The 26,118-nt window shown below is 63.1% G+C and carries 19 protein-coding genes; 13 read left to right on the top strand and 6 right to left on the bottom strand.

The genetic code is table 11. From position 1 onward, the window contains the following. On the top strand, nucleotides 1-78 hold a 78-nt coding region (locus ACP7B9_RS12675; RefSeq protein WP_425860737.1), incomplete at its 5' end, for an IS3 family transposase. 133 nt (nucleotides 79-211) lie between these two features. Here ACP7B9_RS12675 and ACP7B9_RS12670 read toward each other — a convergent pair. Continuing rightward, on the bottom strand, nucleotides 212-1,621 hold the full coding sequence (locus tag ACP7B9_RS12670; RefSeq protein ID WP_425863866.1) for an MFS transporter: 1,410 nt from the start codon (nucleotides 1,619-1,621) through the stop codon (nucleotides 212-214). Nucleotides 1,622-1,960: 339 nt separating this feature from the next. Between ACP7B9_RS12670 and ACP7B9_RS12665 the strand changes: the two genes are divergently transcribed. Genes ACP7B9_RS12665 through ACP7B9_RS12655 form a run of 3 tightly spaced genes read left to right on the top strand, consistent with a single transcriptional unit; the run spans nucleotide 1,961 to nucleotide 7,055 of the window. Next, nucleotides 1,961-3,367 (top strand): MFS transporter, encoded by a 1,407-nt coding sequence (locus tag ACP7B9_RS12665; protein ID WP_425863865.1) that lies wholly within the window; start codon nucleotides 1,961-1,963, stop codon nucleotides 3,365-3,367. Beyond that, complete coding sequence (locus ACP7B9_RS12660; protein WP_425863863.1) at nucleotides 3,367-5,538, top strand: molybdopterin oxidoreductase family protein; 2,172 nt, start codon at nucleotides 3,367-3,369, stop codon at nucleotides 5,536-5,538. The genes ACP7B9_RS12665 and ACP7B9_RS12660 overlap by 1 nt, the downstream gene beginning before the upstream one ends. Next, entirely contained in the window at nucleotides 5,535-7,055 is a 1,521-nt protein-coding gene (locus ACP7B9_RS12655) for an FAD-dependent oxidoreductase (RefSeq protein ID WP_425863861.1), read from the top strand. The genes ACP7B9_RS12660 and ACP7B9_RS12655 overlap by 4 nt, the downstream gene beginning before the upstream one ends. A gap of 232 nt (nucleotides 7,056-7,287) precedes the next feature. On the opposite strand, the gene ACP7B9_RS12650 is transcribed toward ACP7B9_RS12655, so the two are convergent. Continuing rightward, nucleotides 7,288-8,628, bottom strand: coding sequence for an NAD(P)H-quinone dehydrogenase (locus ACP7B9_RS12650; protein ID WP_425863886.1), 1,341 nt, complete (start codon nucleotides 8,626-8,628; stop codon nucleotides 7,288-7,290). Nucleotides 8,629-8,806: 178 nt separating this feature from the next. Between ACP7B9_RS12650 and ACP7B9_RS12645 the strand changes: the two genes are divergently transcribed. Further along, complete coding sequence (locus tag ACP7B9_RS12645; RefSeq protein ID WP_425863884.1) at nucleotides 8,807-9,622, top strand: purine-nucleoside phosphorylase; 816 nt, start codon at nucleotides 8,807-8,809, stop codon at nucleotides 9,620-9,622. A 33-nt stretch (nucleotides 9,623-9,655) separates the two neighbouring features. Then, complete coding sequence (locus ACP7B9_RS12640; RefSeq protein WP_425863860.1) at nucleotides 9,656-11,497, top strand: phospho-sugar mutase; 1,842 nt, start codon at nucleotides 9,656-9,658, stop codon at nucleotides 11,495-11,497. Nucleotides 11,498-11,583: 86 nt separating this feature from the next. Here the strand turns inward: ACP7B9_RS12640 and nirD are convergent, their stop codons facing one another. Further along, a complete protein-coding gene (gene nirD / locus ACP7B9_RS12635; protein WP_425863882.1) occupies nucleotides 11,584-11,958 on the bottom strand; it encodes a nitrite reductase small subunit NirD in 375 nt (124 codons plus the stop codon). A 448-nt stretch (nucleotides 11,959-12,406) separates the two neighbouring features. On the opposite strand from nirD, the gene nirB reads away from it, so the two are divergent. Together nirB and cobA are read left to right on the top strand one after the other, a co-directional pair. Further along, the gene (gene nirB / locus ACP7B9_RS12630; RefSeq protein ID WP_425863881.1) at nucleotides 12,407-14,980 is read left to right on the top strand and encodes a nitrite reductase large subunit NirB; all 2,574 of its coding nucleotides are present in this window, start codon (nucleotides 12,407-12,409) and stop codon (nucleotides 14,978-14,980) included. Between the two features lie 12 nt (nucleotides 14,981-14,992). Then, the gene (gene cobA, locus ACP7B9_RS12625) at nucleotides 14,993-15,769 is read left to right on the top strand and encodes a uroporphyrinogen-III C-methyltransferase (protein WP_425863858.1); all 777 of its coding nucleotides are present in this window, start codon (nucleotides 14,993-14,995) and stop codon (nucleotides 15,767-15,769) included. Nucleotides 15,770-15,781: 12 nt separating this feature from the next. Here the strand turns inward: cobA and ACP7B9_RS12620 are convergent, their stop codons facing one another. Further along, on the bottom strand, nucleotides 15,782-16,894 hold the full coding sequence (locus ACP7B9_RS12620) for an acyltransferase family protein (RefSeq protein WP_425863856.1): 1,113 nt from the start codon (nucleotides 16,892-16,894) through the stop codon (nucleotides 15,782-15,784). 191 nt (nucleotides 16,895-17,085) lie between these two features. Here ACP7B9_RS12620 and ACP7B9_RS12615 point away from each other — a divergent pair, with 191 nt between their 5' ends. The 3 genes from ACP7B9_RS12615 to ACP7B9_RS12605 all read left to right on the top strand — a co-directional run bounded on the left by ACP7B9_RS12615 (nucleotide 17,086) and on the right by ACP7B9_RS12605 (nucleotide 19,341). After that, nucleotides 17,086-18,273 carry a uroporphyrinogen-III synthase gene (locus tag ACP7B9_RS12615; RefSeq protein WP_425863855.1) on the top strand — a complete coding sequence of 396 codons (1,188 nt, stop codon included), beginning with the start codon at nucleotides 17,086-17,088 and terminating at the stop codon, nucleotides 18,271-18,273. Between the two features lie 55 nt (nucleotides 18,274-18,328). Next, nucleotides 18,329-19,033 (top strand): deoxyribose-phosphate aldolase, encoded by a 705-nt coding sequence (deoC, locus tag ACP7B9_RS12610; RefSeq protein WP_425863854.1) that lies wholly within the window; start codon nucleotides 18,329-18,331, stop codon nucleotides 19,031-19,033. Between the two features lie 83 nt (nucleotides 19,034-19,116). Next, nucleotides 19,117-19,341, top strand: a complete 225-nt coding sequence (locus ACP7B9_RS12605; protein WP_425863852.1) for a hypothetical protein — start codon at nucleotides 19,117-19,119, stop codon at nucleotides 19,339-19,341. A 116-nt stretch (nucleotides 19,342-19,457) separates the two neighbouring features. Here the strand turns inward: ACP7B9_RS12605 and ACP7B9_RS12600 are convergent, their stop codons facing one another. Next, complete coding sequence (locus ACP7B9_RS12600; RefSeq protein ID WP_425863850.1) at nucleotides 19,458-19,829, bottom strand: hypothetical protein; 372 nt, start codon at nucleotides 19,827-19,829, stop codon at nucleotides 19,458-19,460. Nucleotides 19,830-20,250: 421 nt separating this feature from the next. On the opposite strand from ACP7B9_RS12600, the gene ACP7B9_RS12595 reads away from it, so the two are divergent. Both ACP7B9_RS12595 and ACP7B9_RS12590 read left to right on the top strand, forming a co-directional pair. Continuing rightward, nucleotides 20,251-20,976 carry a GAF and ANTAR domain-containing protein gene (locus tag ACP7B9_RS12595; RefSeq protein WP_425863848.1) on the top strand — a complete coding sequence of 242 codons (726 nt, stop codon included), beginning with the start codon at nucleotides 20,251-20,253 and terminating at the stop codon, nucleotides 20,974-20,976. A gap of 9 nt (nucleotides 20,977-20,985) precedes the next feature. After that, entirely contained in the window at nucleotides 20,986-21,705 is a 720-nt protein-coding gene (locus ACP7B9_RS12590; protein ID WP_425863847.1) for a GAF and ANTAR domain-containing protein, read from the top strand. Between the two features lie 578 nt (nucleotides 21,706-22,283). Here ACP7B9_RS12590 and mfd read toward each other — a convergent pair. Then, nucleotides 22,284-25,922, bottom strand: coding sequence for a transcription-repair coupling factor (gene mfd, locus ACP7B9_RS12585; protein WP_425863846.1), 3,639 nt, complete (start codon nucleotides 25,920-25,922; stop codon nucleotides 22,284-22,286). Nucleotides 25,923-26,118 lie beyond the last annotated feature (196 nt).

Raw genomic sequence — 26,118 nt, 5'->3', positions numbered from 1 at the left:
TACAACACCGACCGCATCTCGTTAACGCTGCAGTGCCTGAGCCCAATGGAATATCGGGCTCAGGCACTGGCTGCGTAGACTCTTATTTACCGAGTCCAACTTTCGGGGCCCAGTTCATTGAAATGAGGGAGCGTTTGGCGTTTGTGCCCCTTATCTGCAGGAGCGTCCGTCTTGAGCGCCCCTTATCTGAAGGAGCGTTTGGAAGGAGGAGTTAGCTGACGTTGGAGGTGTACTCCAGGTCGCGGGTTTCCTTCATGATGAGCAGTGCAATCAAGGTCAGCACAGCCATGGCGGAGAGGTAGATGCCTACCAGTACCGGGCTGCCGTCGGCGGACTGCCAGAGGGCCACCGCGATGAACGGCGCAACTGCCGCCCCCAGGATGCTGGACACGTTGTAGCTGATGGCCGAACCCGTGTAGCGGACGTTGGTGGGGAACAGTTCAGGCAGCAGCGCACCCATGGGACCGAACGTCAGACCCATCAGCGTGAAGCCAAGGATGAGCAGCGCCATGACACCGGCAGTGCCGGCTCCGAACAGCGGCACGAATGTCAGGCCGAAGACCAGGATGCCGGACGTAACGCACAGCAGCATCTTGCGGCGGCCGAACTTCTCGGCCAAGGGACCGGAGACCAGCGTAAAGATGCCGAAGAAGACCACGCCAATGATGAGCATGATGAGGAATTCATTGCGGGTGTAACCCAGACCCGGAACCCATGAGGCGATCGCGTCGGCCGACATGGGCTTGCCCTTGGCCTCCGCTGCGGCCTTGGCGGCGTCCAGCGAGGACGCTGCCGTTCCGTACGACAACGTGAAGGTTGTCATGAGGTAGAACAGCACGTAGGTGGCCAACATGACGAAGGTACCCAGAATCAGCGGGCGCCAGCTGGTCTTGAAGACGCGGCCCACGGGGAGCTTGGCAACTTCACCCTGATCGATCACGTTCTGGAATGCAGGAGTCTCAACCAGCTTCAGGCGGACATACAGGCCAACAATGACCATGACGGCGCTGAGCAGGAACGGAATGCGCCAGCCCCAGGCCTGGAACTGATCACTCGAGAGGCCAAAGCTGAGGCCCAAGAAGATGCCGTTGGCCAGGATGAAGCCGATCGGTGCACCCAGCTGCGGGAACGTGCCCCAGATGGCGCGCTTGCCTTCAGGAGCATTCTCGGTGGCCAGCAAGGCCGCACCGCTCCACTCGCCACCCAGAGCCAGGCCCTGCATGAAGCGCATAACAACCAAAAGTGCCGGAGCCCAGAACGTCCAACCCGGCACGAGTGCCGTGGGAAGGCAACCGATGAGGAACGTTGCAATACCCATGGTGAGCAGGGAGGCCACCAGAGTTCCCTTGCGGCCGAACTTGTCACCGAAGTGACCAAACACAATGGAACCCAGCGGGCGGGCCACGAAGGCCACACCGAAGATTGCAAAGGAGCTCAGCAACGCTGTTGCGGCATCGGCCGTGGGAAAGAAGAGTGCGGGGAAGACCAGTACGGCGGCAGTGGCGTAGACATAGAAGTCATAAAATTCCACTGTTGTTCCGATAAGGCTGGCAACAATGACCCGGCCCCTGCTGTTGACCTGCGGCGTTCCCGCCGCGCCCGCTTTTTGGGAGGTGCTCATGGTTGACTTTCTCTCGTGGCCTTGCTCTTGATCGCCGAAGACGTTATTTCACAGACTTCCAAAGGAAGAGTCTGCGAGCTGACGTGGCGCGGCAAGGCCGGTTTTGAATTATTCTCGACCCTCAGGTTACTCCCAGTGTCCACCAGTTGGACAATCGTACCAACTGGTGGACGATCCGGATGGAGGCGTTGACCAACCCTAACAACACCCCTCGACCCTTGGTTAGGGAAAAGTCACAACGATTTCACACCCGGGAACAAGCCCCGAAACTCCCCTTCTCTAACGTAGTGAACACAGAAGAACCGCACAGATCACTGTGCAGCGAACGGGAGGCTTGTCATGACGGTAGAGCGTATCGAGAGCACCACACGGTTACCCGAGCAACAAAGCGGCGCCATCATCACCAGCAGCCGCGGGCGCTGGCTCCACCAGTGGGATGCGGAGGATAAGGGGCAGTGGGAGTCTGTGGGACGCACCATCGCCCGTCGGAACCTCGCCTGGTCCATCGCGTGCGAATTCTTAGGATTCGTCATCTGGCAGCTCTGGTCCATTGTTGTGGTCTTCCTTCCCGGAGCGGGATTCACCTTCAGTTCGGGCGAGCTGTTTTGGCTCATTTCCATCCCCTCCCTCGTGGGAGCCACACTGCGCATCCCCTACACCTTCATGGTGGCTAGGTTCGGCGGACGCAATTGGACCATCATCTCCGCACTGCTCTTGCTGATCCCCACCGTGGGTCTGGCGATCTGCGTCAGCAACCCCGACACCCCCTTCGGCGCCATGCTCGCCGTTGCAGCCCTTGCCGGCCTGGGCGGCGGAAACTTCGCCTCCTCGATGGCAAACATCACCTACTTCTTCCCGGCCCGCGAAAAGGGTTGGGCGCTGGGACTGAACGCCGCCGGCGGAAACCTTGGTGCCGCCGTCGCACAGTTCACGGTGCCCCTGGCCGTCATGATCCTGGCCGTCGGCAACGTGGGCTTATCCGCTGCGGGACTCATCTGGATTCCCTTCATCCTCATCGCGGCCTGGGGCGCCTGGAAGTACATGGACAATCTCAGCAGCGCGAAGTCGGACATCGCCGGTTCGCTGGCCTCGCTACGTGAACCGCATCTGTGGATCTTGGCACTGCTGTACATCGGCACCTTCGGCTCGTTCATCGGCTTCTCCGCGGTCTTCCCGAAGCTCATCATGGATACCTTCGGCGCCGGCGTGGGAATTCCCATCGGCCCGGCCATCATTTCACTGGCCTTCCTGGGCGCCTTGATCGGCTCACTCGCCCGTCCCTACGGCGGCAAGCTGGCCGACCGCTGGGGTGGCGCCCGCATCACCTTGGTCTCCTTCGGTGTCCTGGCACTCACGGCCCTGGCCCAACTCCTCACACTCCCGCTGGGCAGCTTCCCGCTGTTCCTAACCCTGTTCCTAGTGCTCTTCGCGGCAGCCGGCGTCGGCAACGGCTCCACGTACCGCATGATCCCCATGGTCTTTGCGCTGCGAGCCAGCTCCTCTGACGCGTCCGACGGCGGCATGATGAGTGCCGCTCGAAAGGGCTCGGCCGCGCTGGGCATCATCTCGGCCATCGGCGCCTACGGCGGATTCGTGGTCCCGCAGGTCTTGAACGCCTCACGCATCGCCACGGGCGGTTACCAGGGTGCGTTCCTCGGCTTCGTCGCGGCGTACCTGATCCTCATGGCCGTCACCTGGCTCGTCTACCTGCGCCCGTCCTCCGCGACGGCACTGAGCCGCATCTAATGAAGAAGCTCACGACGGCGGCCGGGACCGACACGCATTGCCCTTACTGTGCGCTGCAGTGCGCCATGCGCGTCACCCCGGCCGCCGCCCCGTCACCAGAGGCCACACCCACCATCGAGGGCCGCGACTTCCCCACGAACCGGGGCGGCCTTTGCCGGAAGGGTTGGACCTCGGCGTCCCTTCTGGGGCACCCGGGGCGTGTGACCACTCCCCTGCTCCGCGGAACCGATGGCATCCACCGCCCCATTGAGTGGGACCAGGCACTTGATCTGATCGCGGACCAGGTGAAGCAGACGCGCACAGAATTTGGCCCCGATGCAGTGGGTGTTTTTGGTGGCGGCGGGCTGACGAATGAAAAGGCGTACCAGCTGGGCAAGTTCACCCGGCTGGCCTTGGGCACGTCCCGCATCGATTACAACGGCCGGTTTTGCATGTCCTCGGCAGCGGCCGCCGGTAACCGCGCTTTCGGTCTGGACCGGGGGCTGCCGTTCCCGCTCGCGGATCTGGACACGGCCCACACCGTCTTGATGCTTGGTTCCAACGTTGCCGAGACCATGCCGCCGTTTGTCCAGCACCTCCAAGGGGCACGCGCCGCGGGCGGGCTGATCGTGGTTGACCCTCGCCGCACGGCCACAGCGGATTTCACGGCCGACGGCGCTGGCCTGCACCTGCAGCCCGTCCCGGCAACGGATCTGGCCCTGCTCTTGGGCCTGAGCCACATCGTCATTCACGAGGGTCTCGTGGATGAAAGCTTCATCGCCAGCCGCACCACCGGCTATCAAGCACTGGCTCGCAGCGTCTCCTCCTGGTGGCCCGAACGGGTTCAGTCCGTCACAGGCGTCCCGGTGCACCTGCTGCGTGAGACGGCCCGCCGACTGGCCGAGGGCGTCAGCCGCGGCGGAAGCTACATCCTCACGGGCCGCGGCGTGGAACAGCACGTGGATGGCACCGATACCGCCACGGCCGCCATCAATCTGGCCCTGCTCCTGGGCCTGCCCGGATCCGCCACGAGCGGCTACGGCACGTTGACAGGTCAGGGCAACGGACAGGGCGGCCGGGAGCACGGCCAGAAGGCCGATCAACTCCCCGGCTACCGCAAGATCACCGATCCCGCCGCACGCGCGCACGTCGCCAAGGTGTGGGGCGTGGATCCCAGCGTCATCCCCGGTCCGGGACTTCCCGCCGTCGAACTTCTGGCGTCGCTGGGGAAGCCCGACGGCGTCCGCACGTTTTTCATTCACGGCGCCAATGTTGCGGTGTCGGCACCCAACGCCAGCGAAGTGGTCAAGGGCCTGCGCAGCCTGGACTTTTTGGTGGTGTGCGATTTCGTGATGTCCGAGACGGCGAGGGAGGCCGATCTCGTGTTGCCGGTCCTGCAATGGGCCGAGGAGGAAGGCACCATCACCAATCTCGAGGGGCGGGTGCTGCGCCGTCGCGCGGCCGTGACGCCGCCCGCCGGTGCCAGGAGCGAGCTGTGGATCTTCTCCGAGCTCGCTCGCCGGCTGGATGCTCCGTCAACGTTCAGCCCGGACCCGGAGACCGTTTTCACCGAATTGCGTGCGGCCTCCGCTGGCGGTTTGTCGGATTACTCGGGCATTGATTATGCCCTCCTCGATTCCGGCGCCGAGGCGTATTGGCCGTATCCGACGGGTAGCCAGGGCACGCCTCGGTTGTTCTTGGAAAGCTTCGCCCATGCTGACGGCCGGGCCGTGCTGACGCCGGTTTCACCAGCCGCGACCACTGCGCGGGATGCGCTTTTCGCCGACTCCACCCTGGCGCTTGTCACCGGACGGTTGCTGGAGCATTACCAGTCGGGCGCCCAGACCCGGCATGTGCCGGAGCTTGCCGGTGCTGTCCCCCACGCCGAGCTGCTCATCCATCCGCTGGCTGCCGCGGCCCGTGGAATAGCCGACGGCGGACACGTCATCATCGCGAATGGGCGCGGTACCGTCCGCTGCACCGCGAAACTCAGCACGGCCATTCGCAGCGACACCGTTTTTCTGCCATTCCACTTTCCGCACGAGGAAAACGCCAACCTGCTCACCAGCGCGGCGGTTGACCCCATCTCCGGCATGCCCGAATTCAAGGCAAGCTCCGTCACCGTGACGGCGGCCCACAGCACGCCGAGCACCGCCGATCCTGCGCGAGCAGACCTTCAGGAGGCGTCATGACTATTTCACCGAACCACGTGGTCATCGTGGGCTATGGCCCCGTTGCCGCACGGCTGGCCGACGAGTTGCTGCCCAGCGTCCGCCGGGGCGAACTGTCCCTGACCATCATTGGCGAGGAAAGCTCGGCAGCTTACAACCGAGTTCTGGTGGCTGATCTGGGCGTGGGCAGGACGACGGCGGAAGCCATTTCCGTGTCCGATCCGGCCGAGCTGGAGGCCGCCGGTGTTGCGGTGCATCTGGACGCGCGCGTGCGACGCGTGGACCGCGCCCGCCAGGCTGTGCTGCTTGTTGACGGCACGTGGATCAACTACGGCAAGCTGGTTTTCGCCACCGGCGCCCGCCCCGTGGTCCCCACACTTCACGGGCTCAACCCGGATCCCGCCGCGCGAGTACCGCTGCCTCGTGGCGTAATAGCCCTGCGCGACCTTGCCGACGCTGCCGTGCTGCGCGACGCCGTCGAACGCCGCCAGCAGGTGGTGGTCCTGGGCGGTGGAATTCTGGGGCTCGAGGCTGCCCTGGCCGCCCGCGATGAGGGCGCCGAGGTGACGGTGGTCCACCACGGGGCGCACACTCTTGGCCGCAGCATCGACGCCGGGGCCGGACACACGGTGGCAGCAGCCCTGCGGGCCCGCGGCATCACCGTGGTCGCCCAGGCCCGCGCCGTGGGCGTGGAAATGGCGCCGGGAGCCGACGGCATCGCCACATTCTCCGGCCTGCTGCAGGAGAATGGCTCGGCAGTTCAGGGCGGCTTGCTGGTGCTTTCCTGTGGCGTTCGGCCCCGTGTGGAAGTGGCGGCAGGTGCCGGTTTGGCCACCGATCGCGGCATCCTGGTGGACCACACCATGGCGGCACACCACGATCCCAACGTATTCGCCGTGGGTGACTGTGCCGAGGTCCGCTGCCTCGATGCTGACTGCGCAGAATGCGCCGATAGCTCGGGACCGCTGGGCTTGATCGGCCCGGGCTGGCGGCAGGCCGAATGGTTGGCAGCTTTCCTCACCGGCTCAGCCGCTGCCGCTGTCCCCCTGCCGTCCGAACGGGCCCCAGTCATGATGCTCAAGGCACGCGGTGTAGATGTGGCCGTGGCAGGAGACGTTGCCGCTGGCCCGTTCGACGACGTCCCCGGCCTTTCGGTGAGCGTCTGGGCCGATCCCGAACACGGGAAATACGTGAAGATGAGCACCCGCGACGGTGTGCTTTCAGGCTTCGTCAGCGTTGGCATGCCGCGCACGGGGGCCGAGCTGACGCTGCTGTTTGAACGTGGCTCTGAACTGCCCGCCGACAGGTCGGCGCTGTTGCGTCTGGACGGCCCGGACCGCGAGATGGCCACCATGGCTGATCCAGCCCGGACGGTGTGCCGCTGTGCCGGTGTCGCGGAGGAGACCATTACGGCCGCCGTCGTTGGCGGTTGCTCCAGCGTGCAAGAAATATCGGCCGCCACCCGCGCCGGAACAGGCTGCGGCGGCTGCCACAGCGACCTGAAGAACCTCATCGAGGCGCATTTCGCCCCGGCCTAAAGCTAAAAAGCTAGCCCCGACTTGACCTTATGCGCCGAACTTGAACCAACTGCAGCGCATAAGGTCATTTCAGTGCTCTGCGACTTTGCCTATGCGCCGTAATGGCAGCCAGTACGGCGCATAAGCGCTAGTGCGCCAAACCCGACGTCAGTCGGGCGCATAACAAAAGTGCCACCACGTTATGCGCCAAACCCGACCCTCAGTCAGGCGCATAGCGAAAGTGCCACCACGGCTACATGTGGACGTGGAGGCGGCGCGCTGCTTCGGAGATGGAACCTGACATGGATGGGTACACCGTGAAGGTATTCGCGACGTCGTCCACGTGCAGCTTCTGGGTCACGGCCATCGCGATCGGGAAGATGAGTTCACAGGCGCCCGCGCCCACAACCACACCGCCGATGACGGTGCCGGAGCCCTTGCGCGCGATGATCTTGACGAATCCATCGCTGACACCACGCATCTTGGCCCGGGCGTTCGTGTTCAGGGACAGCTTGATGACATCGCCCTGGTACTTTCCGGAGGCCACATCCGCTTCCGAAACGCCAACGGAAGCAATCTCCGGCGAGGTGAAAATGTTGGAGGAAACGTGGTTGAGCTTGAGCGGGCGAACACCGTCGCCACCCATGTGAGCAACCGCAATGCGGCCCTGCATGGCTGCAACGGATGCCAACGCGAAGACGCCCGTGCAGTCACCGGCGGCGTATACGTTGGGCGCGCTGGTGCGTGAGACGCCGTCGACCTTGATGTGGCCGCTCGGGGTCATCTGGACGCCAGCGGCTTCCAGGCCGATGCCCGTGGTGTTGGGGATGGAGCCTACGCACACGAGGCAGTGGCTGCCGGTGACCTTGGTGCCATCGCCCAGGGTGACTACGACGCCGTCGGCCGTTCGCTCTACGGCCTCGGCGCGTGACTGTGAAAGAACACGCAGTCCGCGGCGGGCAAAAACGTCCTCGAGCACGGCAGCAGCGTCAGAATCCTCGCCGGGCAGAACCTGGTCGCGGCTGGAAATCAGGGTGACCTTGGAGCCTAGGCCGTTGAAAGCCGAGGCAAATTCGGCGCCGGTGACACCCGAGCCAACTACGATGAGCTCTTCGGGAAGTTCCTCAAGATCATAGATCTGCGTCCAGTTGAAGATGCGTTCGCCGTCGGGCTGGGCAGTTGCGAGTTCGCGCGGGTGGGCGCCAACGGAGACAAGGATGGAATCGGCCTTGATGATTTCGCGTGACTCGCCGCGGTCAACCTCAATGGTGCGGTTATCCAGGAGGCGGCCGGTGCCGATGACGATCTTCACGCCGACGGCTTCAAGGCCACGGCGGATATCGGCCGACTGTTCCTTGGCTAGGCGCAGCACGCGTTCGTTGATCTGCTTCAGATCCGCCTTCATGACGGTCTTGGGGTTGCCCTCGGCAGATTCGAAGCTCACACCGAGCTGTGTGGAGTCAACGCTGCGGTTCATGGCCTCGGCCACGGCGATCAGCGACTTGGACGGGACAACGTCGGTCAGAACGGCGGAACCACCCAATCCGGCACGTTCAACGATGGTCACCTCGGCACCCATCGACGCGGCAACCATGGCGGCTTCATAACCGCCGGGTCCACCACCAAGAATGGCAAGGCTGGGAAGGGCAAAGGGCTGGAATACATCCTGTTGACTGGTCACGAGAGACCATTCTTCCCTAGGCAGCCCCGTGCACCAACTTCTCAGCTTTCTGTGCATGTGCGGCTCGTGCCGGTATGTTGGTTTCGTGACTATTGAACAGACGCCAGCCCAGACCAATCCCACCCAGCTGGCCGCCGAGGCCGCCGCCTATATTGCCGAACATACGGGTGTCCCCACGCACGACATCGCCGTTGTCCTTGGCTCCGGATGGGGTGAAGCAGCGGGCCTCATTGGTGAGGTGACAGCCGTGGTTGACGCCGCCGACGTCCCCGGATTCTCGGCTCCTGCCGTGGTGGGCCACGTCGCAACGCTGACCTCCATCCGCACGCCCGCCGGAAAGAACGTCCTTGTACTCGGCGCCCGCACCCACTTCTACGAAGGCAAGGGCGTTCGCGCCGTCGTTCACGGCGTCCGCACGGCTGCCGCGACGGGAGCAAAGATCATGGTGCTGACCAACGGCTGTGGCGGACTCAACGAGGCCTGGACGCCGGGCACCCCGGTCCTGATCAGCGACCACATCAACCTGACGGCCACCTCGCCGCTCGAGGGTGCAACGTTTGTTGATCTGACGGACCTTTACTCCTCCCGTTTGCGCGCCGTGGCCCGCGAAGTGGACCCGAGCCTGGATGAGGGCGTGTACGCGCAGTTCACGGGTCCCCATTACGAAACTCCTGCGGAGGTGCAGTACGCCAAGCGCATCGGCGCCGATCTCGTGGGCATGTCCACGGCGTTGGAAGCCATCGCCGCCCGTGCCGCCGGCATGGAGGTTTTTGGCATCTCGCTGGTCACCAATCTTGCCGCCGGCATCAGCCCCACGGCGCTCAGCCATGGGGAAGTTCTCGAGGCCGGTGTCGCCGCGGGCCCGCGCATTTCGGCACTGCTGGCAGGCATCATCGCGAAATTGTAGGACTTCGCGCGGCGGTGCGGTTACATTTATCTGGTGAGACATGTAAACCAGAGCCAATCCGAGTCCACCGCCGCACTCGAAGTTGCCGCCTTGCAGGAAGCTGCAGACCAGTGGGCAACGCATGATCCTGACCCGGAAACGGCTGCGCAGCTGCGTGCCATGATCGCTGCTGCCCTCACCGATCCCGTGGAGCTGGCCGACAGTTTTGCCGGCGATCTGCAGTTTGGCACGGCAGGTCTGCGCGCCGCCATGGGGCCGGGCCCGAACCGGATGAACAAGGTTGTCGTGCGTCGCGCCGCCGCCGGTGTGGCCGCCCACCTGTTGGCGTTGGCTGACGCTCCCCTAACGGACGACGCCGGAACCTCCTCCGCGCCTCAGCCCACCTACCAGCCCAGGGCGGTTGTGGGATTTGACGCCCGCTATAACTCGGCGGCCTTTGCCCAGGAGACTGCGGCCATCCTCACCGCCGCGGGGATCGAAACTTTCCTGATGCCGACTCCCCTGCCAACACCCGTCCTGGCCTTCGCCGTGCGGGCGTTGAAGTGCGAGGCCGGCATCATGGTCACCGCCAGCCACAATCCACGCCAGGACAACGGCTACAAAGTGTATCTGGGTGGCCGGGCCGTGGCCCCGGAGGCCCGCGGCGTGCAGATTGTTGCCCCGCATGATTCCCTGATCGCCGGTCACATTGCCGCGGTCGCCAAGACTCCGGAACTCGGCGATACCTCTGCAATTGACATGGCCAGCGATGGCTGGACCGTCATCGGCGCCGAAGTGCTTGAGGACTACAAGAAAACTATCGCCGCACTGGCGGACACTGACGCTTTCCCAGCTCGGGAGCTGCGCATTGTGCACACCTCCCTGCACGGAGTAGGGCACGAAACGGCCCTTGCCGTCCTGAACGCGGCCGGCTTCACGGACATCCACGCCGTCCCCGAACAATCCTCGCCGGATCCGGACTTCCCCACGGTATCCTTCCCGAATCCCGAGGAACCCGGCGCCATGGACCTGGCCTTCGCACTGGCCGAAAAGGTTGGTGCCGACATCGTCTTGGCCAACGATCCCGACGCCGACAGGGCAGCCGTTGGCGCGCTCGATCCGGCCACCGGGCAATGGCACCAATTGCATGGAGACCAGGTGGGTGCCCTGTTGGGTGCGCATCTTGTAGCCCGCGGCGGGCGCGCAGGTGTCGCTGCAAATCCAGCTGGCGCCAAAAACACAAGCAAGCCGGTCTTTGCCAACTCGATTGTTTCCTCGCGACTGCTGGCGAAAATTGCCGCAAAGGCAGGCTACGACCACGTCCAGACCCTGACCGGGTTCAAATGGATTTCGCGGGTGCCTTCGCTGACCTTTGGCTATGAAGAAGCCTTGGGCTACTGCGTTGCCCCGGAGGTTGTTCGCGACAAGGACGGCATCTCGGCAGGTTTGTTGCTGGCCGAAATGGCGGCCGGACTCAAGTCCGTCGGGCGCACCCTCTTTGACGTGTTGGATGACTTGGCGCTTGAGCATGGACTGCATTCCAGCAACCAGATCAGCATCCGTGTTGAAGAGCTCTCTGACATCACCGAAATGATGGCCCGTCTGCGAGCGCAGCCGCCTGTCAGCTTCGACGGTTCTAGCGTTGCCCAACTGACCGATCTTTCGGTCGGGACCAAGGATCTGCCGGCCACCGATGGTATGTCGTACTTGACCGAGAATGGCACCCGGGTGATTATCCGGCCCAGCGGCACGGAGCCGAAGCTCAAGTGCTACCTGGAAGTCATCGTTCCCGCCGCCGGGACGGATGAGCTGACCGCCGCCAGGGAAGAGGCGCAACGTGCGCTGGCCGCCGTCGTACTTGATGTGAAAGCTGCTCTGGGGCTAGAAAGCCTCTAAGCCTCATCCAAACCACAGATCACGCGACTTTCCGCTCGGAAATATCGCGTGATCTGTGGTTTCGATGCGTTAAGACTGGTTAAGGGCTAGATCTCAACCTCAATGGCGCCGTCGACGACGCGCACCGGGTACGTGCCAAGGTGCAGCTCGGGGCGGCCAAAGCACTCCCCCGTCGCCAAGGAGTAGACCTCTTTGTGCAGGGGCGACGCGATCGTGTGTGTGTTTCCCCGCGATCCAACCATCCCCCTGGCCATGACGTGCGACCGCGTTGCGGGGTCTGCCTGAGCGACGGCAAAAACGTCGTTCTCACCCACACGGAACAGGGCAACCTGCTGGCCGTTGATAAGTGCCGCCTCGCCCCACGAATCCTCCAAATCGCGGAGAGCGCACACTCGGAACCACTGCGGCGAAAGTCCATGGTGCGTGGCACGTGACTGGTGGGCGGTGCGGGGCTTTTCCATGAGCTTTTCCATGAGCGTTCCTTACGTTTGTGGCGGGACAGATGGTGTTGCGCGGCGTTTCTGCTGGACAACTGACTCACACACTATGACGCCCATGTTTCTCCCTTCCGCACCCCGTATGACGGCAAAGTTAACCTTGTCTCACCGCCACTGTGCACCGTCCCGTGAGGACGTTGTTAAATGCTCGTTACATTTGCGAAATGGCTCAGTAATGGCAGCTTCGTAGCATTGAACTACACGTTGAGGCCGGCATGATCCGGCCCATCAGGGCCTAGCACAGCCCACACCATGAGGCCGCGAGCACCGGGCCCCGAAGTGAAAGGCCATAGACATGACACAGCAAAACGAGCAGAACCTCCCGGACCAGGTTTCCCCGGACTCCGCCACCGGGTTCCGCCGAATTGTGGTGGTCGGCGGAGGGCCCGCCGCCCATCGTTTTGTCGAGGCCATGCACTCCCGCGGCTTGGCCAACTGGCACGTCACGGTGTTGACCGAGGAAATCCACCACCCCTATGACCGGGTTGCGTTGAGCCAGGCACTCACGGACACCGACGTCGATCTGACGCTCGGCGATCTTTCGATGTGGGAGCACCCCTCGGTCACCCTTGTTCGCGGCGCCGAAGTGGCCAGCATCGATCCGGCCACTGGCACCGTCCAGACCATGAATGACGGCGAGCTGACCCACTACCCGTATGACGAACTGGTCCTGGCAACTGGCTCCGACGCCACCCGCCTGAGCATTCCGGGTGCCGAGCACACCCACGTTTACCGCACGCTTGAGGATGTGTGGACCCTCAACCAGCAGGTCACGGCCCTGACCGAGAAACTCGGACGCACGGTCAAGACGGCCGTGATTGGTGGCGGTCTGCTCGGCCTGGAAGCCGCCGCCGGACTCATCAAGCTCGGCGCCGAATCTGTGGTCATCAACGGCGGTCGCTGGCTCATGAACGCCCAGCTCGATGAGGGCGCCGGCCAGGCCCTAGGCCGTCTTGTCGCCGCCAAGGGCATGACCGCCTCCATCGGCCAGTATCCTTCCGCTGTCCAGACGGACGACGCCGGCCAGGTCACCGGGGTCCTGATGGCCGACGACTCCGTGGTTGCGGCAGACCTCGTGGTGGTCTCCGTTGGTGTGCGTCCCCGCGATGAATTGGCTAGGGACAGCGACGGCGTGGCTCACCATGGCTTCGAGCTGGGCGCACGCGGTGGCCTTGTCATCACCGACGGCTGCGCCACCACGGTTCCTGGCGTGTGGGCCATTGGTGAAGTGGCCAACTTCGACGGCATGTGCCTCGGCCTTGTGGCTCCGGCGAACACCATGGCTGAGATCGTTGCCGATAGGCTCCACGGCGGAAGTGCAACGTTCCCCGGCTTCGACACAGCAACCAAGCTCAAGCTTTCCGGCGTCGACGTGGCAAGCTTCGGCGACGCGTTCGCCCGCACGGCAGACAGCCTCGAAGTTGTCTATGCCGATCCTGCCCGCGGCGTCTACCAGAAGATCGTCACGAGCCCCGATGCAAAAATCCTCCTCGGCGGCATCTTCGTTGGCGACGCCAGTCCGTACACCAGCTTGCGTCCTCTCCTTGGCCGCGAATTGCCGGCCGAACCCGGAGCTTTCCTTTCGGCAGCCGGAGGTGGTGACGCTCCCGTCGTCGAACTTCCCGACGACGCCATCCTGTGTTCCTGCAACAACGTCTCTGCCGGCAGCGTCCGCGACGCCGTCAACGGTTGCGGCAGCTGCGATGGCGCCGAACCCGTTCAGGACCTGCCCGGACTGAAGGCCTGCACCCGGGCCGGAACCCAGTGCGGATCCTGCGTGCCGCTTCTCAAGAAGCTCATGGAGGGCGAGCTGGCCAAGTCCGGCATTGAAGTTTCCAAGGCCTTGTGTGAACACTTTGAGATGTCCCGTCGCGAGCTCTTCGAAGCAGTACGCGCACTGGAACTGACAAGTTTCCCCGACATCCTGGCCCGCTTCGGCGTCGACGAGACGGCCAAGGCCGGGCGCGGCTGCGATATTTGCAAGCCCACGGTTGCCAACATCCTGGCCAGCCAAAACAGCGCCTACGTCCTGGATGAGGGCCGCGGCACCTTGCAGGATACGAATGACCGCGCGCTGGCCAACATGCAAAAGGACGGCACCTACTCTGTGGTCCCCCGCATCCCGGGCGGCGAGATCACCCCTGACAAGCTGGCCGTGATCGCCAAGGTGGCGCAGGACTACAACCTGTACACGAAGATCACCGGCGGGCAGCGGATCGACCTCTTCGGCGCCCGGCTGGAACAACTCCCGGAAATCTGGAAGATCCTCATCGACGCCGGCATGGAATCAGGGCAGGCGTACGGAAAGTCGCTACGTACCGTGAAATCCTGTGTCGGATCATCCTGGTGCCGCTACGGTGTCCAGGACTCCGTGGCCATGGCCATCAAGCTGGAACTGCGGTACCGCGGCCTGCGCAGCCCGCACAAGTTCAAGCTCGGCGTGTCCGGTTGCGCCCGCGAATGCGCCGAGGCGCGCGGCAAGGACGTGGGCGTCATCGCCACGGCAGACGGCTGGAACGTCTACGTGGGCGGCAACGGCGGTGCCACCCCGGCGCACGCCCAGCTGCTGGCCAAGGACCTCGACGATGACACGCTCATCAGCTACATCGACCGCTACCTCATGTACTACATCCGCACCGCTGACAGGCTGCAGCGCACGGCTCGCTGGCAGGAAGAGCTCGACGGCGGACTCGCTCACGTTGTCGATGTTGTCGTCAACGATTCACTCGGCATCGCCGCAGATTTGGAAGCGGCCATGAACACGCACGTTGGCAATTACGAGGACGAATGGGCGGCAACCCTTGCCGATCCCGAGCGCCTCCGCCGTTTCCGTTCCTTCGTCAACGCCCCGGAAGAGTCTGACGATTCGATCGTGTTCGTCCCCGAACGCGGCCAGATCCGTCCGGCCACCGAATCTGAAAAGACCGGCCCGGTCCTGATCGCCACCCACATCCCCGTCCGTAGCGCCGACGCGCACACACTCTAAAAGGTGAAGCTCATGCCCCGTAAACGACGCACCGGTCACATCACCCTGGTAGGCGGCGGCCCCGGCCCGGCCGATCTCCTCACGCTACGCGCGGTCAGGGCACTTGCCGCCGCCGACGTGGTCTACTTTGACCGGCTTGGCCCCACGGAGGACCTGGCCGAATTGGCACCACGCGCCACCTTTGTTGACGTCGGAAAGACACCGGGACATCACAAGGTCCCGCAGGAAGAAATCACCGCCCGGATGATCGACGGCGCCAAGTCCGGCCTGCATGTTGTGCGGCTCAAGGGCGGGGATCCGTTCGTCTTTGGCCGTGGTGGGGAAGAAATGGCCGGAGCCGTGGCCGCCGGAATCGGTGTCACGGTGGTCCCTGGGATCTCCAGCGCCATCTCCGTGCCGGGCGCCGCCGGCATCCCGGTCACGCACCGCAACGTCAGCCATCTTTTCACCGTTGTCTCCGGGCATGCTCCGTTGGCCACCCATGAATACCAGCATCTGGCGGGCCTGGGCGGCACCATCGTGGTGCTCATGGGCATCGGCACCCTGCCCTCACTCGTTGCGGGCCTCCGTTTGGCCGGATTGGCAAATGTTACGCCCGTGGCGGTTGTCGAGAATGGTTTTAGCCATGCGCAGCGCACCACTATCGCTACGCTGGGTACCATAGTTGACGCGTCGTCCTCTTGCCGCAATCCCGCTGTCATTGTCATCGGGGATGTTGTGAACCTGGCCGGCGAGCACGGCTTGGCCGTCCCGAACTTCCTCGTGGATGCCAATTTGCAATCAGCGTGAGCGGACCCAGTCCTAGCCCAACTGCACCCGCTCGAATCTATGCTTGAGACGCAGTGCAGGCATCTCGACCCAACGGTAGGACGCCTCTGCAACGGCAAAGGTGACCGCAAGCGCGCAGAAGATCAGCATGGCGGGATTCTCGATAAAGTGTTCCAACGTTTCAAGAGCGATCAGGTTCCACAGGTAAAGCCCATAGGAACGCCTGCCTAGATAGACCAGCAGTGACGAGCCCAGCACGCGCGTGGACACTGCGCGCTGGCTTTCAGCAGACCCGCTTTCCGTGCTTCGGGCGATGATGGCGCAGGCGGCCACACTCAGGAGCGGGACTGTCACCGCATGGGTCACCACGCTGTCCAGTGTGGGCGGATAGAACGCCACAAGAAGGAGCAGACACCATGCTATGGGTGAGAAACGGGCAAGTTCGGCACCGAACCGGCCCTGAGTGCGGCGTTGGGCAATGGCCAATGACACGCCAAGGAGAAGCGGGGCTATCCACGTCCATGTCCGGTAATAGGACATCAGGCCGAACATCAGGAACGTCAGGATTCCTAGCCCGGTAAAGAGCAGCACAGCACCCAGCACAATTCCTTGCAGGTGCCGCTTCAGGACGGGGATCCCCAGCATGAGGGTCAGTGCCAGCGGCCACACAAGGTAGAACTGTTCTTCCACGGACAAGGTCCAGAGCGGAGTCATCGAATGCGGAATGTGAAGTCCGGCGAAATCCACCCAATTGAAAACATAGAAGAACGCCAGCACAGCCCCCACCACGGCACCCCCGGAATCCATACGGAGTTGCGTGCCGAAAACGAATGTCAGAACAAGGGCCACGAGCAGAAAAACGTACAGCGCCGGCAGGAGCCGCAAAGCGCGCCGGGCATAGAAGGCCTTGATGTCGATCCGCCCCGAGGCATCGTGTTCCTTGAGGAGCAATGTGGTGATGAGGTATCCGCTGAGAACAAAGAAGATGAGAACGCCGTACGCACCACCTTTGAACCCGCCCGGGAGAAATGCCGGGACAAAATGGGATGCAATCACAGCGCTGATGGCCAGGCCCCGGATCCCGTCCAGAGCCGCGTTGCGTGGTTTGGTCCGGAGCCGCGGCCCCAGAGCAGGCTGAACGCTCAAACTAACTCCCCCGCTTGCGGCAGGACGCGGATCGCCCGGCCGTTGGCAATGCTTTCACTGTATCCCGCTCCGGCCGGCCGGCTCCAAACATGTCCACGTCTCCGGCACATACCGCGCAATAAATGGGAGCTTCGGTACCATTACCAAGACTTCCTCTCCAATCCCGGTTTGCCGGCAGCTTTAAGGAACACATGAGCGAGACGCCCCAACACCCCTCTACCCCGCCTGCATCAACGGGGCAGCTAGCCCAGCCGCTGCGCGGTTTCCGGATCGGTGTCACCGCCCATCGTCGCGCCGGCGATTTGATCGAGGCGCTGGAACGCAAGGGCGCCACGGTGATGCACGCTCCGGCCCTAAAAATTGCCCCGGTTGAGGATGATGAGGCGCTGCGCACCGAGACGGCCGCAGTGATCACAGCCGCTCCTGACATTGTCATGGTGACGACGGCGTACGGCATGCGTCGCTGGATTGAGGCGGCCGATGCCGCCGGTCAGGGCGAGGACCTGTTGGCCACCTTGGCCACATCATCCATCTATGTTCGTGGGCCCAAGGCTCGCGGCGCCGTCCGGGCCGCCGGGCTGGACGATGACGGCATCAGCTCCGATGAAACCACCGCCACACTCACGGATCTGGTCATCGATGCCGGGGTAGAAGGCAAGACCGTTGCCGTCCAGGTTCATGGCTATACAGATGTTGCTGCGCTGGAACGTTTGCGCCAAGCCGGGGCCACCGTCCTGACCGTCACCCCATACCGCTGGGTCAATGCCGAGGACGGGGACAAACTGCCGCAGCTGATCGAGGCTGTCATCAACCGGGAGATCGACGTACTCACGTTCACGAGCGCCCCCGCCGTCGACGCCGTGCTGAGCACAGCCGATGCCTTGGGACGTGGCGCCGAATTCCGCCACGCCCTGCGTCGCGATGACCGGAGCCCCAGCGGCGAGGGCCTGGGCTCGGTGGTGAGCGCCGCCGTCGGACCTGTCACAGCTGCTCCGCTGGTACATGCCGGCATCACCCCGCTAATTCCCGAGCGCTTCCGCATGGGCGCCTTGATCAGGCTCGTGTGCGAGTACCTAGAAAACACCGGTGCGCTGCGGGTTCAGAGTGGCGGATCGGTCCTGGAAATTCGCGGGCAGTCGCTGAGCGTTGACGGGATTCCCTTAGCGCTGGCACCTGCACCACTGCAGCTTTTGAAGGCACTCATGGAGGCTGGCGGCACCATCCGCTCCCACGCCGAACTGTTGACCGCGATGGGTGTTGGCGACGCGGACCACGCGCTGCACATGACCATCAGCCGGCTGCGGGCCGCGCTTCCCGATCCCACCATCGTGGAAACTGTACTCAAGCGCGGCTACCGGCTCCGCCCGCCCCGGATATAAAACCAGCAAATATGGCACCATAGGTGTAACTAGTCGTACGCAGGAAGGTACCCTCATGACCACCAACGCCGCATCAGAGCCCACCGGCACTGAAGATTTGGCCCGCTACATTGACCACACGCTCCTGGCACCTGCGGCCAGCCGGGAAGACATCCTGAAGTTGTGCAAGGAAGCCGCCGAACATCATTTCAAGTCCGTCTGCGTCAACCCCATCTGGGTTGAGACGGCCAAGAAGGCGCTGCTGGGATCGGGCGTTCTGACCTGCACCGTTGTGGGCTTCCCGCTGGGCACCCACAACACCGACGTCAAGGTCTTCGAGGCTCGCGGGGCCACCATGGACGGTGCCGATGAGATCGACATGGTCATCAACATCGCCTCCGCCCGCGCGCTGGACCGGGACGCCCTGGTCTCGGACATTTCAGCCGTTGCCGAGGTAGTTCATGGCGAGGATTCCTTGCTGAAGGTCATCATTGAAACTTCGCTGCTCAGCGACGCCGAGAAGGTCCTCGCATGTGAAGCAGCCGTTGAGGCTGGCGCCGATTTCGTCAAGACGTCCACGGGCTTCAACGGCGGCGGTGCCACCGCGTCCGACGTCGCACTTATGCGCCAAACCGTAGGCCCGGACATCGGGGTAAAGGCTTCAGGCGGAGTCCGTTCGCGTGAGCAGGCGCTGGAAATGATTGCAGCCGGGGCAACCCGCATCGGCACCAGCGGCGGCATTGCCATCGTTGCCGGCGGAACAGCCACAAGCGCCTACTAATCCGTACTAAGATCGAGTACAGATCATCGCGCCGTTTTCGGTGCACCAGCTTAGCTCCCCCACTTTTGGGGCCAGGAGGAACCATGTCCAGCAGCAGTTACCGTGGCGAGAACAGCCGTGCGCAGTCCATCGTTTTGTTCGTCATCTTCTTCGCCCTGTTCCTCGGCGGCATCTTCGCTATGTCGTTCTGGAGCCTTGAGAGCTTTGCCCATGCCTTCGTGCCCGCCGGAGTCGGCCTCGGCCTGTGCGCCCTCTCATTCTGGGTCCCGTTGACGATCCTGGGCCGCTCAAACTCCGCTGGCGAGTAAATAGCTGAACAGTGAGCCTCGGCTTACTTGACCGTTTCTGGTCGAGTAAGCCGAGGCCCACTTTTTTAATGCCCGACGGCGGGCAACTCGCCTTGCGCCGAACCCACCCGAACGTTTCAGGACGCCACGGGATCTGCGGATTCCCAGGACGTGGATTCGAGGCCCACAATGGTGGCTACGAGATCCTCAATGGTCTGGCCCATCCATTCAACAGCGGCCTCGGTTTCAAGTTTCACCGTGTCGTCAGTCGAACTTGAGGTTTGAAAGTCCAGATAGAGCTCGAGTTTGTTCCTGAGCTCCACAACAAGCCCAAGGAGTTCCTGCGCCAACTGTTCCTGTTGATCCGCCAGAACGCTGGACACAAGGTATCCGGGCCCATCGATGGTTGTCCCTGGCGCAGCCAAGGTCTCGAGGTCGTGGATAAGCTTGTTGGCATCAAAAGGCTGTACGCCTTGGGCGGTTTTCCCACGTCTCTTTGACGGTGTCATGACAACCCGCCATCCATGCTCAGATCTACCCCGGCCGACAGTGGTGGCCGAATTTTGTGCAATCTTAGGCCCGACATAGCTACTCTTTCGCTTTGATTGCGCTATTTGAGATCGCGTCGGGGTCTGGGACGTTTGCCTCAGTGTACCCCACCAAACTCAAGGAAATCGGTGCGCCTGGACCTAACTTGCAGCTACGGCGCTGCTACGTCGCCTGCTACGGACATCCCTGGCGCTGCTACTGGGCCGAACAGGCATAAGCTGTAGGAACACGAGCTCGTTCATAGTACGTTTAAAGCACTCTGACAAAGTCCAAGGAGGCGCGGCGCTGTGTCTCTCACTGCCTGTCCAGATGTTGCATCGCTGGCCGTGACCCCTGCTCCCTTCAAGGGTGATTACCCGTCGCTAGGGATGAAAACACTCCGTGGTTGATCTGTTGCCCGAGGGATTCAAGCGTTTCGGAGCAGAGCTGTGCGCTAATTTTCTCGCTCAGCTGCCCATCTCCGGCATCTCGGTATCGGCTTTTCCCGGGCATGCCCCGGAGACCACGATCTGCGCCAGCAACGACACGTCCGCCCGGATCGACGAACTGCAGTTCGATTTGGGCGAGGGTCCCCGCTGGGAAGCATTGCAAACCCGCCGGCCGGTCATGCTCCCGAATGTGAAAACACACGCGCACTCGGCTTGGCCTGTCTTTGCCAAGGCTGTTTTGGCCTACGACGTCGAGGCCATCTTCGTGTTTCCCCTGCAGCTCGGGGCCATGGACGTTGGGGTCATTGAACTGTACAGTTCAACTCCCGGCTCCCTCAGCCCGGCTGATCATTCCTTGGCGCTGCAACTCTCCGATGCCGCGGCGTGGCAGTTGTTGCGGCACATTTTGACGGTCGACCCCAGTGACACCTCCGGTGCCGGTGAACCCTCAGAGGGCAAGGACCGGGAGAAGTCTCCACTGTCGCGAAGAGAAGTCCATCAGGCGACAGGGATGGTCCTTGCTCAGGCCGGCACCTCGGCCACGGATGCGTTGCTGTTGTTGCGCGCCCACGCTTTTTCTCAGGGCCGCTCGGTGCGCGATGTCGCCCGTGATGTGGTCAGCAGGAAACTGGACTTCACACGGCCTAGGGGGGACGATGTCAGCACTTCCGTGGAGTAGAATTTGGCTATGGCGATCTTAAGCCGCGCCCGGCGCGTGAGTGCCGCTTTCGTGAAGATTGCGGATACCTTGGTGGCCGACTACGATGTCGTCGACCTGCTGCATACCCTTGTCGATGAGTCGGTGGGACTACTCGATGCGGCTGCTGCTGGGCTCCTGTTAGTTGATCCGGCAGGTGACCTTCAGGTCATGGCTTCCACCAGCGAGAAGAGCCAACTCGTTGAGGTGCTCCAGCTGGAGGCTGGTGTTGGTCCGTGCGTTGACTGTTTCCGCACCGGCGCCGTAGTCGCGATCAATGACATCGCCACCGACGGTTCCCCTTGGCCGCTCTTTCAGTCAGCGGCGCTTTCCCAAGGTTTTGCCTCGGTTCATGCCGTCCCGATGAGGTTGCGCGGTACCACCATCGGCGCCTTGAACCTCTTCCGCCACGCGACGGGGGCACTCAGCACCGAGGATGCCGCCATCGCCCAGGCATTTGCTGACGTTGCTACCATCAGCTTGTTGCAAGAGCGTGCTTTGCGGGAAAGCACCATTGTCAACGAGCAGCTCCAGCGGGCTCTCAACAGCAGAATCGTGATTGAACAAGCCAAGGGCGTCATTGCGCATACGGCGAATGTCAGCATCGATGATGCCTTTGGCCTGCTGCGGTCCTATGCACGATCCAACCGCCAGCCACTTTCCGAGACCTCCCAGCACGTTGTGGAACGCCTCATCACCATAACCTCCTGAGGCTCCGCGCCTCTGCTGCGGTCCACGCGAAAACTGCCCGCCTCCCACTTCTGCCATGCGCCGAACTCAGTGTGAGTCTGGCGCCAGGCACAACATGCGCCAAATTCGCATCGGGTTCAGCGCATACCGACGGAACTACTGCGCCCGCTTAACTTATGCGCACGGCACGCCCCCGACGACGGCGCATAAGTGAGCTACGTGGCAGGCACTTTCTCAAACCCGTTATTTAATGCCCGACGGCGTTCGGCCCGCCCGCCGCTTCCGCCATGCGCCGAACTCAGTGTGAGTCTGGCGCCAGGAACAACATGCGCCAAATTCACATCGAGTTCAGCGCATACCGACGGAGCTGCTGCGCCCACTTCACTTATGCGCACGGCACGCCCCCGACGACGGCGCATAAGTTAACTACACGGCAGGCACTTTCTCACACCCGTTATTTAGGGCCCGACGGCGTTCGGCCCACCCGCCGCTTCCGCCATGCGCCGAACTCAGTGTGAGTCTGGCGCCAGGAACAACATGCGCCAAACTCGCATCGAGTTCAGCGCATATCGATCGTCAACGGGCGGGCCTAAACGCAGCTACGTGGCCGGAACCGTCTCGAATATGGCCTCCAGGACGCCCTGAGACCACTTGAGCACCTCGGCGTCGGCCAGGTCGCGGCCACCGATCCTCGCCGTCTTGGGCTTAGGGATCAGGATCGAGTTCAGCGCCGGCTTCACCATTGACCCGGGGTACATGCGGTTCAGGCGCATGACCTTGGATTCAGGAAGATCCGCCGGGGCAAACTTGATGAAGTTGCCCTGCAGCGCCACATCGGACAGTCCGGCTGTACGGGCCAAGACCTTGAAGTGCGCAACGGCAATAAGGTTGACGGCGGCCGGCGGCAACTCACCATACCTATCGATGAGTTCCTCCTCCACCTCGTTAATACCTTCAACACTCACGGCGGCGGCAAGCTTGCGGTAGGCCTCCAGTCGGAGCCGCTCCCCCGGCACATATTCGTGCGGCAGGTGGGCATTGACCGGTAGCTCGATCTTCATCTCGGCAACGCGTTCTTCGCCCTCGCCACGGAAATCGGCCACAGCCTCGCCCACCAGTCGGATGTACAGGTCGAAGCCCACTCCTTGAATGTGCCCGGACTGTTCGCCACCGAGCAGGTTTCCGGCGCCACGAATCTCCAGGTCCTTCATGGCCAGCGCCATACCAGCACCCAGCTCATTATGCGCAGCCACAGCCTTTAGGCGTTCCAGGGCAATCTCACCCAGCGGCTTGTCGGCCGGGTACAGGAAGTAGGCGTAGGCGCGTTCACGGCCACGGCCCACACGGCCACGCAACTGGTGCAGCTGGGACAAACCGTAGTTGTTAGCCTGCTCCACGATCAGCGTGTTCGCGTTGGAAATATCGAGTCCGGTTTCGATGATGGTGGTGCACACCAGCACATCAAAGCGCTTCTCCCAGAAGTCAACAATGATCTGCTCCAGCCGGGACTCGCTCATCTGCCCGTGGGCCACGGCCACGCGGGCGTCCGGGACCAGCTGCTGGATATGGGCTGCCGTGCGCTCAATCGATTTAACCCGGTTGTGCACATAAAAGACCTGGCCTTCGCGCATGAGCTCTCGGCGGATGGCCGCACCCACCTGCTTGTCGCTGTGTGCGCCAACGTACGTCAGCACGGGGTGGCGCTCCTCGGGCGGAGTAGCCAGCGTGGACGTCTCACGAATACCTGTCATGGACATTTCCAAGGTACGCGGAATAGGCGTGGCGCTCATGGCCAGCACATCCACATTGGTGCGCATCTTCTTCAGCGCTTCCTTGTGTTCAACACCAAAGCGCTGCTCTTCATCAACGATCACCAGCCCCAGATCCTTGAACGTGAAATCCTTCGACAAAAGGCGGTGCGTGCCAATGACAACGTCAACCGTCCCGTTGCGAACACCCTCAACGATCTCCTTGGACTCCTTGGCGGTTTGGAAGCGCGACAGCGGCCGGACGCGCACGGGGAAGCCGGAGAAGCGCTCGTTGAACGTCTCGAAGTGCTGCTGCGCCAGCAGCGTGGTCGGCACCAAGATGGCCACCTGCTTGCCGTCCTGCACGGCCTTGAACGCTGCACGGACAGCAATCTCGGTCTTGCCATAACCCACGTCGCCGGAGATGAGGCGGTCCATGGGGACCTCTTTCTCCATGTCCGCCTTGACCTCGTTGATGGCCACCAGCTGGTCAGGCGTCTCAACATACGGGAACGCCTCCTCCAGCTCAGCCTGCCAGGGAGTATCCGGCCCAAAGGCATGGCCCTTGGATGCCATGCGCGCCGAGTACAGCCGGATCAGCTCGCCGGCAATCTCCTTGACGGCCTTGCGCGCCTTCGTCTTGGTCGCCGCCCAGTCCGAGCCGCCCATCTTGGACAGCGCCGGCGCGTCACCGCCAACATAGGCCGTGACCTGGTCCAGCTGGTCCGTGGGGACAAACAGCTTGTCACCCGGTGCGCCGCGCTTCGACGGCGCGTACTCGAGCACCAGGTATTCGCGCAGACCCGCTGCCCCGCCGACGCCGGCCCCTGCCACCTTTCGCTGGATGAGCTCAACAAACTTGCCCACGCCGTGCTGTTCGTGGACCACATGGTCGCCGGCCTGCAGCTGGAGAGGGTCGACGGCGTTGCGCCGCTTGGAGGGCATCTTGCGCATGTCCCGGGTCGAGACGGCCGAGGCGCGCCCCAGCAGATCCGCCTCGGTCAGCAGTCCCAGCTTGAGGGAGTCCAGGACAAATCCGCGGCCGGTGTCGGCCGTGGTCACCTCGATGATGCCCGGCTGGGGTTCCGCATCCAAGGAGTCAACGCGCGACGCCGGGATGTTGGCTTCGTGGAATAGCTCGGCCAAGCGCTGGGCCGGCCCGGGCCCCTGCGTTGCGACGACAACCCGCCATTGGTCCTTGACCCGGGCGCCGATGAACTCCATCATTTCTGCCACGTCGCCGCGGTAGCCGCGAGGTTCGCGGGCGGCAAGGTTCAGCACATCGCTGGAGAGGTCCAGTTCCTCGTCTTGGACCAATGAACTCAAGGTCCACCAGCTCACGCCGTGGCCCTGAGTGGATTCGCGGGTTTGTGCCAGCGACCTGAAACCGGCGGCGGCGAGGTCAACTCCATTGCCTGCAACGGTGGTCAGGTCCAAAGGTGCGCTGCCGCCGTCGGACGCGGTGGACCAGGCGGCCTCGAGGAACTCCTCGTTGGTGGATTCAAGATCGTGCGCCCTGGCACTAACCTTTTCGGGGTCAAGAATCACGGTGATGGAACTGGCGGGCAGCAGAGAGGTCAGCGGCACCATGCCATCCACCAGCGCCGGAGCCAATGACTCCATGCCCTCCACGGCAATGCCGCCGGCAATCTTTTCCAGCATGGCCGCGGCGGCGGGCATGCTGTCCTTGAGCTTGGCGGCACGGCCCATGACGGTGGGGGTGATGAGAATTTCCCGGCACGGCGGTGCATAGAGTTCGGTCGGGTGCGTGATGTTGTCTCTGACGCTCGTCAGCGTGCGCTGATCGGCCACGCTGAACCACCGCAGGGATTCAACCTCGTCGCCAAAGAATTCAATGCGGACGGGGTGGTTGTCCGTCGGTGAGAAGACGTCAAGGATGCCACCACGCACGGCAAACTCGCCGCGGTGCGTCACCATGTCGACCCGGGAATACGCGGCGTCGGCCAATTTCTTGATGAGCTCGGCGAAGGGGATCTCCTCGCCCGCTTTTACCCGCACCGGAACCAGCTCACCCAAGCCCGCCACGAGCGGCTGAACCACGGCGCGGATGGGTGCCACGATCACGCGCAGCTGCTCTCCGGCGTCGAGCTCGGGATGGGCCAGGCGGCGCAGCACGGAAAGCCGGCGGCCCACGGTGTCCGAACGCGGGGACAAGCGTTCGTGCGGCAGCGTTTCCCAGCTCGGGAATTCAGTCACGGAACCCTCGGGAAGGTAGGAACGCAGCGCGGCCACTGTGTCTTCGGCTTCGCGGCCCGTTGCCGTGACGGCAAGCACGACGCCGGTGCCCGCGGCTGCGGCGCGCTCGGCTAACCCGTCGGCTACTTCGGCAAGGAGAACGGCTCGCATGCCGGCAGGTGCACTAAAAGCGATGTCGGCACTTCGCGTGGCGGGGTCGGCACCCGCGTAGCTGCGGACACGGGCGAAGAGTGGATCGGCTGAGAGCGCGGTTCGCAACCCTGCAAGACTCATGGGTGGTTTCTCCTTGTTGCATAACAACTTTTTGCCCAACGCAGGCGCATCGTGGCCGCCGCTGAAGTACGTTCTTTGCCGTGCCGGACAGCACGAAAGCCCAAAACTTCATAGGAGGTCCCGGGACGTTATCCAGCTTACTCGTGGCGGGTGGCCAAGGTATCGTAGGAGGTGCCCCAAACACACCCCCGATCTT

The organism is Arthrobacter sp. TWP1-1 (assembly GCF_049897845.1).
In the GTDB taxonomy this organism is placed as follows: domain Bacteria; phylum Actinomycetota; class Actinomycetes; order Actinomycetales; family Micrococcaceae; genus Specibacter.
Note: the sequence above shows the minus strand (reverse complement) of the source record. Positions and strands in the feature narration are given on the sequence as shown.